This is a genomic window from Vibrio sp. VPAP30, from assembly GCF_001188205.1.
Classification (GTDB): Bacteria; Pseudomonadota; Gammaproteobacteria; order Enterobacterales; family Vibrionaceae; genus Vibrio; species Vibrio bivalvicida.
In genome coordinates this window covers 85,581-102,974 of sequence record NZ_LBLS01000016.1, presented here as the reverse complement: position 1 = coordinate 102,974, position 17,394 = coordinate 85,581, and the positions used below count along the sequence as shown (strand labels likewise).

General features: G+C 42.9%; 17 protein-coding genes and 1 pseudogene. 9 read left to right on the top strand and 9 right to left on the bottom strand.

The window, feature by feature from the left end:
* Window positions 1-29 precede the first annotated feature (29 nt).
* From ZX61_RS04665 to ZX61_RS04645, 5 genes and pseudogenes are all read left to right on the top strand, one after another.
* Window positions 30-1,049: a substrate-binding domain-containing protein gene (locus ZX61_RS04665; RefSeq protein WP_049843789.1), complete on the top strand. Its 1,020-nt coding sequence runs from the start codon at window positions 30-32 to the stop codon at window positions 1,047-1,049.
* Between the two features lie 50 nt (window positions 1,050-1,099).
* Window positions 1,100-1,780, top strand: coding sequence for an SDR family oxidoreductase (locus tag ZX61_RS04660; RefSeq protein WP_049843548.1), 681 nt, complete (start codon window positions 1,100-1,102; stop codon window positions 1,778-1,780).
* A gap of 175 nt (window positions 1,781-1,955) precedes the next feature.
* Window positions 1,956-2,504, top strand: a complete 549-nt coding sequence (locus ZX61_RS04655) for a YbhB/YbcL family Raf kinase inhibitor-like protein (protein WP_049843547.1) — start codon at window positions 1,956-1,958, stop codon at window positions 2,502-2,504.
* A gap of 16 nt (window positions 2,505-2,520) precedes the next feature.
* Window positions 2,521-3,333 carry a helix-turn-helix transcriptional regulator gene (locus ZX61_RS04650; RefSeq protein WP_049843546.1) on the top strand — a complete coding sequence of 271 codons (813 nt, stop codon included), beginning with the start codon at window positions 2,521-2,523 and terminating at the stop codon, window positions 3,331-3,333.
* Window position 3,334: 1 nt separating this feature from the next.
* Window positions 3,335-4,298, top strand: a pseudogene (locus ZX61_RS04645) (DUF3080 domain-containing protein).
* Here the strand turns inward: ZX61_RS04645 and ZX61_RS04640 are convergent.
* Window positions 4,295-6,250, bottom strand: coding sequence for a DNA topoisomerase III (locus ZX61_RS04640; RefSeq protein ID WP_049843545.1), 1,956 nt, complete (start codon window positions 6,248-6,250; stop codon window positions 4,295-4,297). The pseudogene ZX61_RS04645 and the gene ZX61_RS04640 sit on opposite strands and share 4 nt — an antisense overlap.
* Before the next feature lie 103 nt (window positions 6,251-6,353).
* Window positions 6,354-6,689, bottom strand: a complete 336-nt coding sequence (locus ZX61_RS04635; RefSeq protein ID WP_049843544.1) for a Grx4 family monothiol glutaredoxin — start codon at window positions 6,687-6,689, stop codon at window positions 6,354-6,356.
* Window positions 6,690-6,983: 294 nt separating this feature from the next.
* Between ZX61_RS04635 and sodB the strand changes: the two genes are divergently transcribed.
* The 3 genes from sodB to ZX61_RS04620 all read left to right on the top strand — a co-directional run bounded on the left by sodB (window position 6,984) and on the right by ZX61_RS04620 (window position 9,071).
* Complete coding sequence (sodB, locus tag ZX61_RS04630; protein WP_049843543.1) at window positions 6,984-7,568, top strand: superoxide dismutase [Fe]; 585 nt, start codon at window positions 6,984-6,986, stop codon at window positions 7,566-7,568.
* A 131-nt stretch (window positions 7,569-7,699) separates the two neighbouring features.
* On the top strand, window positions 7,700-8,203 hold the full coding sequence (locus tag ZX61_RS04625) for a VC2046/SO_2500 family protein (RefSeq protein ID WP_049843542.1): 504 nt from the start codon (window positions 7,700-7,702) through the stop codon (window positions 8,201-8,203).
* Between the two features lie 205 nt (window positions 8,204-8,408).
* Complete coding sequence (locus tag ZX61_RS04620; protein ID WP_049843541.1) at window positions 8,409-9,071, top strand: SDR family oxidoreductase; 663 nt, start codon at window positions 8,409-8,411, stop codon at window positions 9,069-9,071.
* 24 nt (window positions 9,072-9,095) lie between these two features.
* Here the strand turns inward: ZX61_RS04620 and ZX61_RS04615 are convergent, their stop codons facing one another.
* On the bottom strand, window positions 9,096-9,545 hold the full coding sequence (locus tag ZX61_RS04615) for a low molecular weight protein-tyrosine-phosphatase (protein ID WP_049843540.1): 450 nt from the start codon (window positions 9,543-9,545) through the stop codon (window positions 9,096-9,098).
* A gap of 111 nt (window positions 9,546-9,656) precedes the next feature.
* On the opposite strand from ZX61_RS04615, the gene cobO reads away from it, so the two are divergent.
* Window positions 9,657-10,262: a cob(I)yrinic acid a,c-diamide adenosyltransferase gene (gene cobO, locus ZX61_RS04610; RefSeq protein ID WP_049843539.1), complete on the top strand. Its 606-nt coding sequence runs from the start codon at window positions 9,657-9,659 to the stop codon at window positions 10,260-10,262.
* A 59-nt stretch (window positions 10,263-10,321) separates the two neighbouring features.
* On the opposite strand, the gene ZX61_RS04605 is transcribed toward cobO, so the two are convergent.
* From ZX61_RS04605 to ZX61_RS04575, 6 genes are all read right to left on the bottom strand, one after another.
* A complete protein-coding gene (locus ZX61_RS04605; RefSeq protein ID WP_049843538.1) occupies window positions 10,322-10,972 on the bottom strand; it encodes a DapH/DapD/GlmU-related protein in 651 nt (216 codons plus the stop codon).
* Window positions 10,959-13,109, bottom strand: a complete 2,151-nt coding sequence (locus ZX61_RS04600; RefSeq protein ID WP_049843537.1) for a peptidase domain-containing ABC transporter — start codon at window positions 13,107-13,109, stop codon at window positions 10,959-10,961. The genes ZX61_RS04605 and ZX61_RS04600 overlap by 14 nt, the downstream gene beginning before the upstream one ends.
* 2 nt (window positions 13,110-13,111) lie before the next feature.
* A complete protein-coding gene (locus ZX61_RS04595; RefSeq protein ID WP_049843536.1) occupies window positions 13,112-14,398 on the bottom strand; it encodes an HlyD family secretion protein in 1,287 nt (428 codons plus the stop codon).
* 28 nt (window positions 14,399-14,426) lie between these two features.
* Window positions 14,427-15,428, bottom strand: coding sequence for a radical SAM protein (locus ZX61_RS04590; protein WP_049843535.1), 1,002 nt, complete (start codon window positions 15,426-15,428; stop codon window positions 14,427-14,429).
* Between the two features lie 449 nt (window positions 15,429-15,877).
* Window positions 15,878-16,162 (bottom strand): hypothetical protein, encoded by a 285-nt coding sequence (locus tag ZX61_RS04580; RefSeq protein WP_049843533.1) that lies wholly within the window; start codon window positions 16,160-16,162, stop codon window positions 15,878-15,880.
* Window positions 16,163-16,214: 52 nt separating this feature from the next.
* Window positions 16,215-17,390 (bottom strand): glycosyltransferase, encoded by a 1,176-nt coding sequence (locus ZX61_RS04575; RefSeq protein WP_049843532.1) that lies wholly within the window; start codon window positions 17,388-17,390, stop codon window positions 16,215-16,217.
* Between the last annotated feature and the right edge of the window lie 4 nt (window positions 17,391-17,394).

Genomic DNA, 17,394 nt, shown 5'->3' with positions numbered 1-17,394 from the left:
AGTATTTGGCTTGCTTTGTTGTTGGTTCGATGAAATCAAAAAAGAAGAATAAATCCTCCTCTATCTATGATGTCGCCAAACTTGCTGGTGTCTCACCCAGTACTGTCTCGCGTTTTCTCAATCGGACAACTTACGTCTCTGATGAAAAAAGCTACAACATTGAGCAAGCAATAAAAACGCTGGGCTATAAGCCTAACTACACCATGAATCAGGGCAGCAACACGCGCTCCATGACCATCGGCGTTCTGGTGCAAAACCCCGAAAGCCCTCATACAAGCCGTATTCTGAATGACATGGAGAAAGTCCTCAATGCACAGGGCTATTCTCTGGTTATCGCGACCGGACACTGGAAAAACAAACTTGAATCTCATGCTCTCGACTACTTGTCTAAAAGTAATGTTGATGGCGTCATCATTGTCACCGGCAGCCTCACCGAGAAGCAAATCCTTGAATATGCAGAAAACATCCCTGTTGTCGCCGTTGGCTATGATGTGATTGGCGATCGGGTGCGCTGCGTTAACATCGATAACGTACTTGGTGGTTACATGGCGACCTTGCACCTACTTCAACAAGGTCACTTAAACATTGCCCATATTAAAGGTTTGCTCAACCAACCCGATGCGGTCGCACGCTTTGTCGGTTACAAGAAAGCGTTGCAAGAGGCAGGAATCAAGGTTCAGCCAAAACTGATTAAACAAGGCGACTTCAGCAGTGAATGTGGCTATCAACTGACTAAGGAATTAATTGAATCTAAGAGTCACTTCAGCGCCATTTTCGCTGCCAATGACCAAACAGCCTATGGGGCGATCAAAGCCCTGCATGACCACGGTTATCGAGTACCGGAAGACATCTCAGTGGTTGGCTTTGATGACCTGCCTACTTCTTACTACTTTACACCCGCCCTCACTACCATGCGCCAACCTGTAGAAGAGGTTGGCGTAGTATGCGCCGAGTCTATTCTTAACTTACTAAGCGGCAACAGGCATGAAGTACGCTTGCCACCTATCGAGCTTATTATCAGGCAATCAACCAAGTCCCTTTACCGCTAGCTTTCTGATATTCTTCAACAAACACTCAGAGAAAATCTAAAGGACTTGTGATGAAAACTGTTCTAATCACCGGAGCGAATCGTGGCATAGGTTTAAGCTTAGTCAAAAACTACCTTGCTCAAGGTTGGCAAGTTCACGCTACCTATCGCTCAGAAAGTAATTCGAAGGAGCTATTAAAACTGGAAGGTAACAATCTTACCTGTCACCCATTAGATATCACGGATTATCAAGGACTGAGTGAATTTGCTAATGCACTACCCGCTATCGATTTGCTAATCAACAATGCAGGCTACTACGGACCAAAAGGTTATGGCTTTGGTAACACCGATGTTGATGAGTGGCGAAAAGTGTTTGAAATCAACACCATTGCACCGTTGAAACTGGTGGAAACTTTATTCCCTAATCTGCAAAAAGGACAGCTAAAGAAAATTGCTTGCCTCTCGTCTAAAGTCGGCAGCATGACTGAGAACACCTCGGGTGGTGGCTACATTTACCGCTCGTCAAAAGCGGCCCTCAACTCTGTAGTCAAAAGCTTAAGCAACGATCTGACAGCTGAAGGTTTTACCGTATTAGCACTTCACCCTGGCTGGGTACAAACAGAAATGGGCGGGCCTAATGCGTTGATTGATACCGACACTTCCGCAAAGGGTTTAATCAAAGTGATTGAACAAACAGATCAAGCATGTTCTGGTGAGTTTATTAACTACAATGGTGATCGTTTACCTTGGTAATCCACACGTGAACCACTTACTGGTTTAATAAAAATTCCCAAAAACACTAAGTATCAAATGAACTACGCTTTAAGACAAATTTGATACTTTTTGTTGATTAAAATTGCTGTTCTTTCCTTAATCTGAATTGGCTTAACGCTATTAGATAAACAGATTAAAAATAAGGAAAGTCACAATGAAGACGATCAAACAACAACTTGGTTTCACAATACTATCTATTGCTAGCATCGCTTTTTCTGGCGTAGCTAGTGCACTTCAAATCTATAGTGATGACATTCAAGAAGGCCATCCGATGGCTAAGACCTTTGAATATTCCGGTTGGGGGTGCACAGGAGATAACTTATCGCCTCAACTGAGTTGGAAGGATATCCCGGAAGGTACAAAAAGCTTTGCAATTACGGCCTACGATCCTGATGCGCCAACAGAAAGCGGCTTTTGGCATTGGATTGCATTAGATGTTCCAGTGAAAACAACTCAACTGCCAAGAGGTGTAAACATCACTGAGCTTGGTGGTCAGGAAGTGCGTATAGATTATGGTTCAGTTGGATTTGGAGGTGCATGTCCTCCTGTTGCCGACGGTATGCACCGCTACCAATTTACAGTGTGGGCTCTGCCAAAAGCAAAACTCGGACTCGATAAAAACACACCAGCTGCTGTCGTTGGGTTTACCCTTAATAGTATTGCATTAGACAAAGCAACCTTGACCGCAACACACACCCGCTAAACAGTCAGGAGAAGTGATGAATCACGTCTATCAAATTGCAACATTTAGAGCTCAGCATTCACAAAAACTGCGCAATGTGACGATTCACTCTCCGAGCATCATTCAAGTAATTTCTGGCAGTAAGCGGCTGTTACAAAATGAGCGTCATGTCGCTCTTTCTCCAACTACGCTGTTGCTTTGTAGCGGTTCATCGCGTTTTAGTTTTGAGAACCTTCCCGAAAAAGGCGCGTTCCTTTCTCGGGTGTTTAGTTTTCACTCGCCACCAAATCAAGACTTTATTCAGCTTAGTCAGCAAAATTTAAGGTTAGAGGATCAGCCGTGGATAGAAAATGATAGCGCTATTGACCAGACGCTAAATCTACTCTATTCCCTCGACTTGTCACACATGAGCACCGACACTCAACATCTTTGGCTTGCCCCCTTGTATCAGCAACTGGCTGAACGTGGCGTTCTCCATCATCTGTTCATAAACCAACAGGCTTCCTTTCGCGAGCAACTTACTCGATATCTCTCACTTTCACCCAGCGAAGCTCACCCTTTAGAAGAGGTGGCGGCACATTTTGCAGTTAGTCGAGCAACTTTCATTCGCCGACTCAAGAAAGAAGATGTCCGATATAGAGAGGTTCTTAGTGATGTACGGCTTAGTCATGCACTCAGTTTGATGCAAGACCAATCATTAAGTGTGCTTCAATTAGCGTATATGTGTGGCTATAAGTCCGAGCAACGCTTCAGTCAACGTTTTCGCTCTAAGTTTGGTTTAACGCCTACCGATTATATGCGGACGATCCGCGGTAGTGCCGCCCATTCACCGCGAGTGACGGAACACTAGAATGAAAAAGGTATCACCAACTTTCATCATGCCGATGTTGTTTGCGCTAACAGCTTGCCAAAATGACAGCCCAAGCCAATTTTTTGATGATTACTTAACTCGTGTTGCGCGGGTGCAAGATGCGCCTGAAGGTTAGCTACGCTAAGTTGCCCCGAAAGCGCGATTTATACGTTGACGTGCCTTCTGTCTCTATCGGCCTGCTCGACAGTTACCAATTAAGGCAATGTGGTTTATTTAATCTGATAGCGGAGAAGAACTCGGTTTTAGGTAAAGTTGCCGACGAGTTTCGTAATTATGACTACCAAACAGCGCTATTGGATGGCCTCTCTCGGTGCATAAGCAGTAATGCTCTAGAACAAGATCTGGTACTGAAACTTGCCGCGATTCAACAACAAAAGCAGTCTCAGTTTGAGATGCACCATTGGAACCTGATATTTGCTAGTGATGCGATGCAGAAACAACTTAGCGGAACTCAGTGGCTAGAACCCAACCTTGGCCAAACAGTGGTTGAAATCAATCAAGCGTTAGCAACTTTGAATCTCGCTTCTGACAATGTAAGCAACCAAGTTATTGACGTTCAAGAGGTTCTTGAGAAAAAGCTTATTGTGGGCAATCTTAGTTACTCTCTCTCGATGGCAACGAGCAAACTAAACCAGGTCACTCGACAACTCTCAGAATATGACCATCGCATCATTTGCGCGACAAATCGTGATAGCACTAAGTTCAAATATCTAAACAATGTCTTTGAACAGCAATTTGTGGGTAAAGTGCAACCCTATATGGCCAAGGTCGATGGTTATTACCAAACCCTGTCATCTAACTTAACGATTTTTAATCCCCAGCCCAATATACACAACTATGTTTATCCAATAGCAAGTAACCACAACGCTTTCCGTCAGGCAATACGCCGTCATGTGGACTATTGGCAACAGCTATTTAAACGCTGTGGACGCAAAGTGGGTTAAATCTTTTTAGATGCCGACTTAACAGAAGACTTCTTACGATAACCGCCTTTTTTTCGTTTGTAAGCTGGGCGCTCTACTTTAGGTAAGTGACGTAAAGACTCAGGAATCTCTCCGCTACGGACTTGATGCATCAAACCATCAATTCGCTGCTGGAGTTCGTGCATAAAAGGTTGATAGGCTTGGTTACGCTCCGCCATACCCTGCAACTGATGCTCCCAGTTCGCAGTCATATCGGGAAAGGTCGATTCGGATGGCAATGCATGTATCAAGCCTCTCCCAGCAGGCGTACTGAGAATAGACTTGCCTTGGCGCTGCAATAATTGACGTTTAAATAAAGTATCAAGTATGCCTGCGCGCGTCGCTTCGGTCCCTAAGCCGTCGGTCTCTTTGAGTATTTTTTTCAGCTCCTTGTCTTCCACAAAGCGAGCAATCCCCGTCATCGCCTGAAGTAAAGTAGCTTCAGTAAAGTGTTTCGGCGGCTCCGTTTTACGATCTTTAATCTCACCTTCTCGGCAGGTTAGAACGCTTCCTTCTGGTAAAGGAGGAACCGCATCGACACTTGCGTCTTCATCATCCACTTTACCCATCAGCTCTTTCCAGCCAGCCGAAACTAACTGACGACCTTTGGCGATGAAAGTACCGCCTGCGATATCAAATACCAGCTTAGCTTCAGCGTAAACCGCCGCGGGATAAAACTGCATCAAATATTGGCGTGCAATCTGCTGATAAATCTTCATCTCATTCCCAGACAGCGCATTCACTGAAGCCTTTTTCGGCGTCGGGATGATCGCATGGTGAGCATCTACTTTTTTATCATTCCATGCTTTGGATTTAAGGCTCAGATTTGCCCCTGATACTGCACTACCAAGTTCCTTGGCATTGTTGCTGATCGCATCACAAACGCTACTTGCTTGGGAATAGTGCTCCATCGGCAAATAACGACAATCTGAGCGAGGATAAGTGATCAACTTGTGCTTTTCATACAGAGACTGACAAGTATCAAGCACCTGCTGCGCACTCATACCAAATCGCTTTGCAGCATCAATTTGCAGAGCAGATAACGAATAGGGCAGTGGCGCCGATTGCTTGGTTTGCTTTTGTTCCGATTCAACAACTTTTGCTGGTTGGTTAGCAATTCGATTAGCGACATTTTCCACCAGCTTACGATTGAGGACTCTCCCCTCTTCGTCTTGCCAAGGTTTACACGCGTCACTCGGTTTCCAACGAGCGCGTATATCAAACGCGCTTGAGCCATCTTGATACGGGATGAGGGCGTGAAGAGTAAAATAATCACGAGGGATAAAGTTCTCTATCTCTTCATCACGGCGCACCACTAAGCCAAGCACTGGAGTTTGTACTCGACCTACCGACAAGACGCCTTGATAGCCAGCTTTCTGCCCAAGTAGCGTATAGGCGCGAGACATATTCATACCATACAACCAGTCTGCTCTAGAGCGCGCTAAAGCAGAAACAGACAGCGGAACAAATTCACGGTTGCTGCGCATTTGATTTAAGGCGCGCTTGACCGCTGGCAAGTTCAAATCGCTAATCAGCAAACGCTGGGTCGCTTCTTTTTTAGTTTTGCTTACCTTACAGTAATCGAGCACTTCATCTACCAGCAGTTGCCCTTCTCTATCAGGGTCTCCGGCATGAATGACTTGCTGCGACTCTTTTAGCAGTTTTCTTACTACAGTGAGTTGCTTACTGGAAGACTTGCGAGGTCTTAACTGCCATTGTTCCGGGACAATTGGCAAGTCAGCTAGATTCCACTTTTTATAGCGCTCATCATAAGCGTCTGGTTCGACTTGCTCCAACAAGTGTCCAATGCACCAAGTGACAATATCGCCATTACCGCAACGAATAAAGCCTTGGTCATTTTTCTTTGGTCCGGGCAGCGCAGCGGCAATTGCGCGGCCAAGGCTTGGTTTTTCAGCAATAAACAGACGAGACATAAAGCAGGGTCAAACAGAAACAATAAGGGCCACATTATCGAATGTGGCCCTTACAAATCAAGAAAAACTGTAAATTTAAACAGTATTTGTCATATAGTGCAGATTACTCTTCGCTGGTTCCTGCACGTTCAGCCGCTTCTTTGACAAGTGGCTGAAGTTCACCCTTTTGGAACATTTCGATGATAATGTCACAACCACCGACTAGCTCACCTTCAACCCAAAGCTGTGGGAAGGTTGGCCACTGTGCGTAAGCAGGCAGCTCTGCACGAATGTCTGGGTTTTGCAGGATATCTACATAGGCAAATTTCTCACCACAAGCCATTAGTGCTTGCGCCGCTTGTGAAGAGAAACCGCAGCTAGGTAGTTTAGGCGAGCCTTTCATATACAGAAGGATCGAGTTTTCTGCGATTTGCTGTTTGATTTTATCGATAGTTTCCATTGCTTCCTCTTAATGGAGTTACGGCAAGTAATCCGGATATTCTAAACCATTAGCACAGAATAAAAAGCCTATTATGTATAAGGTTATATCCTTTAAACGATTTAAGAGATTAAGCTGATAGAAAATTTTCATATAGAAATGCTACGGCCAAGCTTTTAATAAAGTAAAAACTTGCTAAACTATAGCGCAAGTCAGCAAATCGACCATGGTTGGCATTTAGCTAGCTATGAATAATAAATAACACTGGAAGCAATCGAGAGGGGTAACCCTTTCATATAAATGGAGAATCGAGCAATGGCATTTGAACTACCAGCTCTTCCTTACGCGAAAGACGCACTAGAACCACATATCTCAGCTGAAACTCTAGATTTCCACCACGGTAAGCACCACAACACTTATGTTGTTAAGCTAAATGGTCTTATCCCTGGCACTGAGTTTGAAGGCAAATCTCTAGAAGAAATCATCAAGACTTCTACTGGTGGTGTATTTAACAACGCTGCACAAATCTGGAACCACACTTTCTACTGGCACTGTCTAGCGCCGAACGCAGGTGGTGAGCCAACAGGTGCAGTAGCAGACGCTATCAACGCTGCATTCGGTTCGTTCGAAGAGTTCAAAGCGAAATTCACAGACTCTGCAATCAACAACTTCGGTTCTTCTTGGACTTGGCTTGTTAAGAAAGCGGATGGCTCTCTAGAAATTGTTAACACGTCTAACGCAGCAACACCTCTAACAGAAGAAGGGACAACTCCACTTCTTACTGTTGACCTGTGGGAACACGCTTACTACATCGATTACCGTAACGTTCGTCCAGACTACATGAATGGGTTCTGGGCTCTAGTTAACTGGGACTTCGTTGCAGAAAACCTAGCAAAATAATCCATTCCCCTAGGATTTAAAATTTAGTCACTCAAAAGCCAGTATTTCGCTGGCTTTTTTCTTTTCAAGCCATGATTTACCTAAAGTTTCTCACCATTAAGTCGCTATAAAAGCAACGAACGAGGAACATCATGCAAATTCATACATTAGACAAAGCAGCCATTATCAGCGAGCTTCAGTTTGGCACGGGTATTAACCATGCCGTACATGAAGGACGCCGAGCTGACTTTGCTTTAATTCTGTCGATGTTTTCCGATGATGTGCGTGACAATACCCCACTTGAAAAGGTCGACGAAATCGATACCAGTGAACAAGCACTGCGTAAAAGGTTTGAATTGCCACTACCCCAACAGCTTCGATCCGATCAAGGCTCTTATGACATCTCAGCAAACCAGGCCTCACTGTTCCATAACTCGGGACTACCGAGTACCAAGCTGAGTCATTACCTAACACCTGATGCTTTAACATACCTACCTGAAGATACGCATAACATGCCGGAAGAGGTGTATCACAATTTATCTGGTCATCAGCGCCGAGCACTGGGAGAGAAAGAACCAAAAGAATTGATACCTATCGATCTTTATAACCAGCTCATCAAAGCGCAACGCACCTTCCAGATCCAAACTCAAGTCTAATCGGATCGTTTTCGATCACACTTTTCGTGTCTCATTTTTCAGACTTGCTTAACAATTGACCTGCATAGTGTGAATAGCGCCAAATAATCGAACATTGTCATACTGAGCGAAGAGTTATTTGACGTTATTCACAACTAAAACACAGCTAATCTACCATGCTATGTGGACATCTTTTAGAGCATGCATTGCTTATGGGGGTAAGCCAATGGATATAAAAAATGCTGTAATTTTAGTGACATCTGCCGGTTCTCAAATCGGTAGCACTCTCGCTTATCACTTTGCTTCGCTTGGTGCGACGTTGGTATTGTGTGACAGAAAAACTCCACAACTTACTCAGACCTATCAGCAGTGCAAAGAGATATCAGACAGCGTCTATCAGTGCCCTATAGATGATCACTCACTCAGTTCTATCCAATACTTATTCACATTTATGGATCAAACTATCAAGCGCTCCCCCGACGTTTTGATCAACACGCTAACCGCAGAGGCAATGCCCAACATTTTTGATCACCACGGCAGTGATTTATTTACCCAGAGACTATCTTTAATGGCTGCAACACTGTTTAGCTTTGGTCAGGCAACCGCGGAAAGAATGCGAGAAGAGAAAAAGAATGGTGTAATAGTTAATGTCATTTCCCATCCAGACTATCAAGACATGTCCGGCTTCGACAATGCAACATCAATGGTGGCAGGATTTACCCAAAGTTGGGCAAAAGAGTTAACGCCTTTTAATATTCGTGTCGGTGGTGTCGTCCCAGCAATTGAGCATGACAGCTCTCACTGGGCAGAAGTGCAAGATGAGTTAATTCGCAATACTGAGTATATTGTCTCTAATGATTACTTTAGTGGCAGAGTAATGGCGGCGTAACAACCTTTCCGCCATTATCCGGTATTAAAGCGACTTCAATACGTTCTCTGAAGCTTCTTCAATAAGATCCAATACTAGCTCGAAACCGCTATCCCCACCGTAATAAGGGTCGGGGATTTCGTCGTATTCAGTGTCAGAAAACTCAAGAAACAGTTTGATTTTGTACTGTACACGTTGCGGGCAACGGGCAATAAGATCGGCAAAGTTATCTCTATCTGCCGCTAAAATTAGGTCAAAGTTGTCAAAGTCACTACTTACCACTTTGCGTGAACGGATTCCTTTGAATGAATAACCTCGGCGCTCCCCTGCAGCTTTCGCTCTTGAATCCGGCGGATTGCCTTGGTGATAGCCGATAGTACCCGCGGAGTCTACTTCAACAGAGATTCCTAATTGCTCTGATTTTGCTCTTAGAATAGCTTCACCCGTAGGCGAGCGACAAATATTCCCCATACAAACAACCAATAGCTTCTTCATTTCCTATTCAGCCTCTATTTCTAACTGCTTTCCCATGAAAATCATAGGTTTTTGCCATACTGTGAATGGGCTATCATAGACACAGAATTATTGAATAAAAAAGGATTTACCATGACCTCTGAAACCAATAAAGAAGTGCGTCACAAAGAGCGACAGCAAAAAGTGAAAGAGCAAGTAGATGCTCGAATTGCTGCTGCTCAAGAAGAAAAAGGTCTATTCCTCGTAATTACTGGTAACGGTAAAGGTAAATCTACCTCTGGGTTTGGCACCATTGCTCGCGCTGTCGGGCATGGTTTGAAATGTTCTGTCGCTCAATTTATTAAAGGGACATGGGACAATGGTGAACGTAACCTGCTTGAAAAGCTCGGGGTTGAGTTTCAAGTGATGGGTACGGGATTCACTTGGGAAACTCAAAGTAAAGCGCAAGACACCGAAGCGGCACAAAAAGTGTGGCAAAAGTGTAAGCGTATGCTGCAAGACAAGTCGATTGATGTCGTGCTGTTTGATGAGATGACCTATATGGTCAATTACGGTTACATTGAGTTAGATGAATTAGTTGAGGCGTTGAACCATCGCCCTAAAATGCAATCGGTAATTATCACCGGGCGTGGCGCTCATCGCACCTTGACTGAGATGGCCGACACCGTATCCGAAGTGCGTAACGTCAAGCATGCTTTTGAGTCAGGCGTAAAAGCTCTCAAAGGTGTAGATTGGTAACCTGTTTTTGGCCACTAGAGACTCGCTGTTCTAGTGGCTACTAATTTGATGCCAATGTCCTACTTACTAATATTATTTATTCCTGTTTTCTTTACAATACATGGATTGCCCGCAGCCATACTATTCGGAGGGATATCTTTCGTAACCACGCTACCAGCGCCAATGACCGCCCCATCACCAATGCTGACACCTGGTAAAATAATACAACCGTAACCAACCCAGACATCATTACCTATAGTAATTGGTTGAGCTTTCAGGTTATCTAACTCACGCACACCTCCTCTATTCGATAAAGAATGTCCACTACAATCCATAATCACAACATTTGGCCCAAAAATAACATTGCTTCCTATTAAAACTTTTTCATAAGAACAAATCGAAGTTCCTTGAAGAACGCAGCCTTTACCTATAAGTATTTTCCCAAAAGGCCTTTCATTGATCGAAACGCTTGTTAGCTTTGATATACCCGAAGGAAATGCAGGCAGGAATGAAGACTCAATGTAACAGCCTGAACCGATAGAAATTACTTCGTCACCTTTGGGCAAAGTCCCAAAACTGTTTGTCCCTGCTTTGGTTAATGTAATTGAGGGACAGCCAGAGAATGTCACCCATTCATCTGCCCCGAAGTATTGGCCATATTGCTCCATCAATTCTACTTCAGAGAATTCAGAATGATTATCTGGACAGAGTATCCGCTCAGAGTGATACATCTTGAGTCTCCTGCTTGAAATTATTAGGGATTTCCTGGATTACACCGCCATCCATAAGTAAAACTCGATCAGCTGAAGCTATGGTTTCTGGGCGATGGGCAATCATCAAAATAGGAATATTGATTGCTTTAAACGTTTGGCAGACAAAGGACTCTGTATAGATATCTAAGCTGCTTGTCGCTTCATCCAGCACTAAAAACTTAGGTTTCTTGTACAAAGCTCGTGCAATAAGAATTCTTTGCTTTTGGCCTCCAGAAAGACTTGAGCCCATTTCGCCGACTAGCGTGTGATAACCCATCTTTAGGCGTTCTATATCATCATGGACACCAGCTCTGCGAGCACATTCAACTAGCCATTCTTCATCTAAGTCACCAGCGAAAAACGTTATATTCTCGATAATCGAACCGCTAAACAGCTGATCTTCTTGAAGTACCGCTCCAACTTGATTTCTCAGTGATGTAGAGGCCGTCGACTTATTACCAAAATAGTAAATGCCTCCAGAGGTGACTGAGTATATCCCCAATAGAAGTTTCGATATCGTTGACTTACCACAACCAGATGGCCCGACTAACGCAACAATTTCATTATTTTTGACGCTAAAGCTCGCACCGTTAAGAATGTGGGGTTGCTCTTTTCCATAGGAGAAGTAAACATCGTCAAACTCGATAACATTGTCATCCTGGCCACTAGCTACAATAGGTAGCCCCATGGCATCAGAAACGTTATTCGTCTCTTTCTCGGTTAAGACAATGTCCGCTAAACGCTCGTTGTACACCGATAGCATCTTAAATTCGAAGTACTTATCTATTAGTGAGCTAATGCTGGCAGAAAAGCGTCCTTGATACGAAAGGAATGCCATTAACATACCGATAGTAAAGAGTCCGTCCAATACCAGATTCGCACCAAACCAAAGAACAGTCGCAGACACCAGGCTAACAATGGTCACATTCATTGTGTTGTAGATCATCCCGAGCTTTTGCTCGTGTAGCTGCGCATTTCTGCGATTAATGTTAAGGTTTCTCCAAGACGACTCTCGCCAAGGTAAAGTCCCATTCACTCGCAAGCTCAGTACACCGCGAACTGTCTCGATGAAATAACTTTCTTCTTGAGTGCTCGCCTCCCAGGTATTTTCTTCAGCACGTTTAAACGCACCAAACCACGCAAACCTAAGAACGATATAACCTAACGCAGCAGCGATGGCAATCAGTGAGAGTTGAGGGCTGTAAACCAACATTACAGATAATGTGCCAACGACTAACACTAGATCGAGCAAAGCCTGAATTGCACTGGTCGTCAACGTCTGCTGAATGACATCTACCGCGGCGAATTTCGCATTAATGCTCCCTATGTCCCTTTTCTCGAACCAATCAATTGGTAATCGGAACAAATGGTGGAAAACATTCGCAGCCCACTGCATATTAAAGTTCACTGAAAGCTTGATTGTCGCCCATTGCTGGGCAAGACCTATTAGGGTTTGAGTCGCCGTTACTATCAATATGGCTCCAATGACGAGTACGAGAAGATTTTTATCATACCCAACCAACACTTCATCAATGACGATTTGATTGAAGATGGGCAAGGTGAGAGCTAACACCTCCAATACCAATGCGAAAACAAAAATCCGTCCTAACGCCTCTTTTAGGCCAACTGTTTTTCCAATAAGGGTTGATAGCCGAACGGCTTTACTTTCAACTTTCTCTTCGAAGTCATGAGTTGGTGTCAGCTCGAGAGCAATTCCTGTGAAATGTTTGTTTAACTCATCATGATTCAGTATCAATGCTCCATTTGCGGGATCGTGAATTTCAATTTTCTTGCCACTCACTTTCTTTAACACAACAAAGTGATTTAGATTCCAGTGCAAAATACAAGGTGTGGCTAATTGTTCTAATTCATCTAGGTCTAAGCGCACCGCTCGACCAGAAAGCTTAAGAAGTGAGCCACATTCAATGAGCCGTGCAAACGACATCCCATGTTGAGTAATGCCACATTTTACCCTCAACGACCTAAGATCGGTTTTGTACCCATACCAATCGGCAACCATCGCTAAACAAGCGATGCCACATTCCGCTTTTTCAGTCTGTCGGATCAACGGGAGTTTCTTCCCCCACCCCCAATCTATTAGTCCTTCTGCATGCATCGTTATATTCGCCCTTTGATAGTGTACAAAGGCTCTAAAAGCCACTCGTAGACCTTACGCGTATCCAACTCAATATCTGCGGTTAATGTCATTCCTGGCACAAACAATTGCTCCTCTCCATAAACCGTAATGGTTGGTTTATCTAATTTGACTCTCACTTGGTACAACCCCACACCACCATGAGTACGAGAAAGTTGACTTTGTATTAGTGGACTATTTGGTAACATTTCCGCAGAAACAGCAGATTTTGATATGGAAGAGATGACGCCTTGCTGAACACCAAACTTTTCATAAGGGAACGCATCAAACCGTAAGCGAACATCTTGACCTTCTTGAATAAAGCCTATGCTGCGGCTGGGGGCGTAAAGTTCAACGACGACTGGCTCTTCACCCTCAGGAATAACTACAAGTAGGGGTTGACCCTTGTTAACTGAGTGACCTTCCTTAACGAAGATGGAAGCAATCACTCCGTTAATAGGTGATACAACCTGAGTATCTGTTTGAGAAAAGTATTCGATTTTACTTTGAGCAATTTGTTGAAGCTGGCGATCTATTTCCTGTAAGGCAATATCAAGTTCCAACTTGAGGGTCTCTTTCGTTTCTTTCAGCTTAGCTTTTTCTCTGACCAATCGCTGTAAACTAAGGAGCTGTGTTTGCACCTTAGCTTCTAGTGTTATCAACTCGAGCCTTTGTCTTTGAAGCTCAATAGAGGAGATGAACTGTTTGCTGACTAACACTTGTTGTTTATCAACCAGACTTTGAGCAAGGCTAAGCTCTTGTTCCGATAAATCAACGACAACCTTAAGTATTCCAGCCTCTTCTGACAAACGTATTAGATCATCATCAATGACTTCTAACTGATGCTGCGATTTTTCTATTTCTTTACTTCGACGTTCATCTAGCAACGCAATTTGATTTTCAATGGTGGTAACGATACGTTTTTTGACACCTTGCCCAAACTCATCATATCGCTCGGTTTTGATCTCATATAATGGCTCACCAGCGAGCACTTTTTGGCCTTCAATGACGAACACATTTTCGGCATAGCCTTCATCGTTAGACTGTACCTTCACAATACCGCCAGTCGGACTTACCACTCCATTCAATGTGTCTCTGCGCGTATATTCAGAAAAAACAACGAAAACAATGATACTCAACAGAACAAACACAGACGCGCCTACAAACACATGCTGATTCAATGAAGCATCGATTAAAATCGAGCCTTGATTGTCTGACTCCTGCGCTTCAAAATACTCTGGTCGATATAAATGCTTAGCTCTTGCTACCACGGGTATTCCTTTCCCTTAACAAGTGAGACTAAAGCTGAGTCACTGCAATTTCTTGTTGCCTATGTGAAATTAGCTTTGCATTAACCTTTTTAGCCGATAGATCGACACCACATTGACAAATCTTAGTTCTACACTTGGTTGGATGAGTAGGAAGTTCAATATTTTCGTCATAAATTGAACCAATGGGCCCATCTTGCATACACCAAGAGCGATAAATATCACCACTAAATGTCACCACTAAACTATCGATACCAGCGTAACAATCCCAACCAATAAAATTTGTTTGATCATTAGCAATTAAATCAAAAGTAGACAGATTCTCGGTTGTGCCATCGGTATAATTTACTTCTAATTCAGCCATTGAAGGTGGCAACTCTTTAAGCTCTGGCCTACCTCGAAAGTCTTTCATTATTTGCTCTTGTTCTGGGGTATATGGATACTTCTGAGTAATTCCCCCATGGCCGAAGCCTTCAAAAAGTGGCTGGAGAGCAATAGAGCAACGTACTTCTTGTTTAAGTTTGTTTGCAAACGCTAAACAATCTTCAAATCGTTCTGGAACCATCATAACGTTCACGTGGAAGCGGGTAGTTTCAGAAGCCTCAAGAATTTTAGACACTTCAGTAAAATGCGAGTCACTTTTGATATCGTTAATGTGATAACTGAGGCTCACTCCCGATAAGTACTTAGCATTGTCTTGCCACCAAGAAACTTTTTTTGAGCCGTTTGAAACAATAGTAACAAAACCTTTGTTGTTATATATATTTTTTATGACCGACTCGAAACTTCGGTAGAGAGTTACCTCCCCACCACCAAACTCCACATATAGTTTCTTATTAGTTATCTTTGATTTATCTAGCAATTTAGAAATAAATTTCAAAGCTATTTCTTCTTCTGGATGGCCAATGCTGCCAGAATTGAGATCATCATGACAATATGTACAACTATAGTTGCACATATTTAATAAGGCCCAGTTAACATATAGTGTATTAGAATTACTATTAAGAATCTCTGATGCTAAATTTGATTTCATGATATAATCCAAAAAAAAGTAAATTCCGACAAACCAGTCATGTATATCATTCATGCATGATTATAAGCTTGTTAGAGAACATCAAACATTATTTTTTAAAATCAATTTAACGTAGCAGATTCTTATTTCTAAAATAATTGAACCAATGATCGAAAAAATTAACCCAAATATCGAAATATAATTTGAATACTCAGTATTATTATCATTTGTGAAGTATATGATAAGAGACATTAGAAACAGAGTTATATGACCAATATACTCCCCTTTGCAATTGTATCCATCATTTGACTTTTCTACAATAACCCTTCCCCATAGAGAGCGATGGAATATAAAAAACTTATTGTTCTTTTCTTTTACGCACTCGTTCCTAAATATACGTTTTAACTCGTCCATATATCACCTCAAAGCATTATTTCTAGAAAGGCTAGCAATAAATGCTAGCCTGTCCTTTACAGGCCTCTGCCACCTGCCAATCCAGCCGCCCCTTGAGCAATGCCAACCCCAGATGCTATGCACCCAGCAGCACCAATACCTGTCGCAGCGGCAGGACAAGACCCTACAACACCTATAATTCCGCCTGCGATACTTGCTAGGTTGTTTAATACAGCTCTTCCTGCATCTCCTTGAGGTCCTGACATTTGCTTAACTGCGCTAGGAGATGCAGGGTAACCACTGCTATTACCATCACCACCACCATCTACCATTGAAATTTCATCAATACTTAAGTTATACATAAGTTATTTCCTTATATTTAATTACAGTAAAAGAGTACTGCACTCATAGAAACTATCTTGTTAACCAGCCTTTTTTCCTACCTAAAATCTCATCTGAGTAACCAAGCAAGTTTGGTAACCATGTAATAGACTCTAATAGGGCTGAATAAATTGGTGCTTTAATCACTTGCCGGTTTGATAAGTCTCCAGACAAGTCAAAGTCTTTTATATAAGAACGGACCAGTAAAAAGTAAACAAATATATTTGCGGCACCAATAAAAATGGGAATCCAAATACCTGTTACAATCATAAAGCCAAGCAAAAAAATGCTAGATGGGAATATGTATTGTGCCGCCGTAAGTAGAAACCAAGGAGATGCGCATAGGCCGGCTAACCAATGTGTCTTCCAAGCTTCTGTATAAGCTTCTACTCGTCCACGGGCCCAGCGCCGGCGTTGATTAAACAGGCCTTTAGCATCAGTTGGGCACTGTGTCGTTGCCTTTGCTTTAGGTGCATAACCTGTTCGGTAGCCGTTAGATATTGCCTTCCAACACCACGCGATATCTTCGACTAGCCACTCGCTCCATCCACCTAACTTGTTCACGACTGAAGCTCGGTGGGCTACGAACGCGCCTGCTAATACAGGGACACAACCGAATTTGTCTTGGGCTGCTCTTATCGCGCCATAAAAGCTAATATGTTCATAGTGTTGCAATTTACCTATAAAACTGTCTTTATGGTTCTCTGGCGTGATGTACCCACAAACTGCTGCATATTTTTCATCAGACCAAAGCTTGGTTACCAACTCGTAGATGCCGTTGGGTTCAATATAAGTATCACTATCTACCACAACGTAAACATCCCCAGTTGCAACACCAAGGTTGAGGACATGATCTAAGGCGAAGCCTTTTCTACCACCATTTACTGCCCTTTCTATGATTTGGAAGTCATGCTTTAACTCTGTGTTAAAAATCCACTCTTTAACTCTAGCTATTGAATTATTTGTAGAGCCATCATCAATCACAATCACCTGAATTCGACTTGAATAGCTTTGCTCATTTAGCTTGTTCAATGCACATACTAAGTGCTCTTCATTTTCATTATAAAAAGGCAAAAATACAGAAACTTCTGGGTCGTTGTCATTTTTGCCTTTCGATTTTCTGAGTTTATAACACCCAAACAAAACAAGAGTCGTAATAAATGACAGTAAAGACGTAGAAATTAATATTATTTCGATCACATCAATCATAATC

Bases quoted from the DNA above. Each gene is read 5' to 3' on its own strand.
- ZX61_RS04665 (WP_049843789.1), top strand. From the start codon at position 30: ATGAAATCAAAAAAGAAGAATAAATCCTCCTCTATCTATGATGTCGCC.
- ZX61_RS04660 (WP_049843548.1), top strand. From the start codon at position 1,100: ATGAAAACTGTTCTAATCACCGGAGCGAATCGTGGCATAGGTTTAAGC.
- ZX61_RS04655 (WP_049843547.1), top strand. From the start codon at position 1,956: ATGAAGACGATCAAACAACAACTTGGTTTCACAATACTATCTATTGCT.
- ZX61_RS04650 (WP_049843546.1), top strand. From the start codon at position 2,521: ATGAATCACGTCTATCAAATTGCAACATTTAGAGCTCAGCATTCACAA.
- ZX61_RS04640 (WP_049843545.1), bottom strand. From the start codon at position 6,250: ATGTCTCGTCTGTTTATTGCTGAAAAACCAAGCCTTGGCCGCGCAATT.
- ZX61_RS04635 (WP_049843544.1), bottom strand. From the start codon at position 6,689: ATGGAAACTATCGATAAAATCAAACAGCAAATCGCAGAAAACTCGATC.
- sodB (WP_049843543.1), top strand. From the start codon at position 6,984: ATGGCATTTGAACTACCAGCTCTTCCTTACGCGAAAGACGCACTAGAA.
- ZX61_RS04625 (WP_049843542.1), top strand. From the start codon at position 7,700: ATGCAAATTCATACATTAGACAAAGCAGCCATTATCAGCGAGCTTCAG.
- ZX61_RS04620 (WP_049843541.1), top strand. From the start codon at position 8,409: ATGGATATAAAAAATGCTGTAATTTTAGTGACATCTGCCGGTTCTCAA.
- ZX61_RS04615 (WP_049843540.1), bottom strand. From the start codon at position 9,545: ATGAAGAAGCTATTGGTTGTTTGTATGGGGAATATTTGTCGCTCGCCT.
- cobO (WP_049843539.1), top strand. From the start codon at position 9,657: ATGACCTCTGAAACCAATAAAGAAGTGCGTCACAAAGAGCGACAGCAA.
- ZX61_RS04605 (WP_049843538.1), bottom strand. From the start codon at position 10,972: ATGTATCACTCTGAGCGGATACTCTGTCCAGATAATCATTCTGAATTC.
- ZX61_RS04600 (WP_049843537.1), bottom strand. From the start codon at position 13,109: ATGCATGCAGAAGGACTAATAGATTGGGGGTGGGGGAAGAAACTCCCG.
- ZX61_RS04590 (WP_049843535.1), bottom strand. From the start codon at position 15,428: ATGAAATCAAATTTAGCATCAGAGATTCTTAATAGTAATTCTAATACA.
- ZX61_RS04580 (WP_049843533.1), bottom strand. From the start codon at position 16,162: ATGTATAACTTAAGTATTGATGAAATTTCAATGGTAGATGGTGGTGGT.
- ZX61_RS04575 (WP_049843532.1), bottom strand. From the start codon at position 17,390: ATGATTGATGTGATCGAAATAATATTAATTTCTACGTCTTTACTGTCA.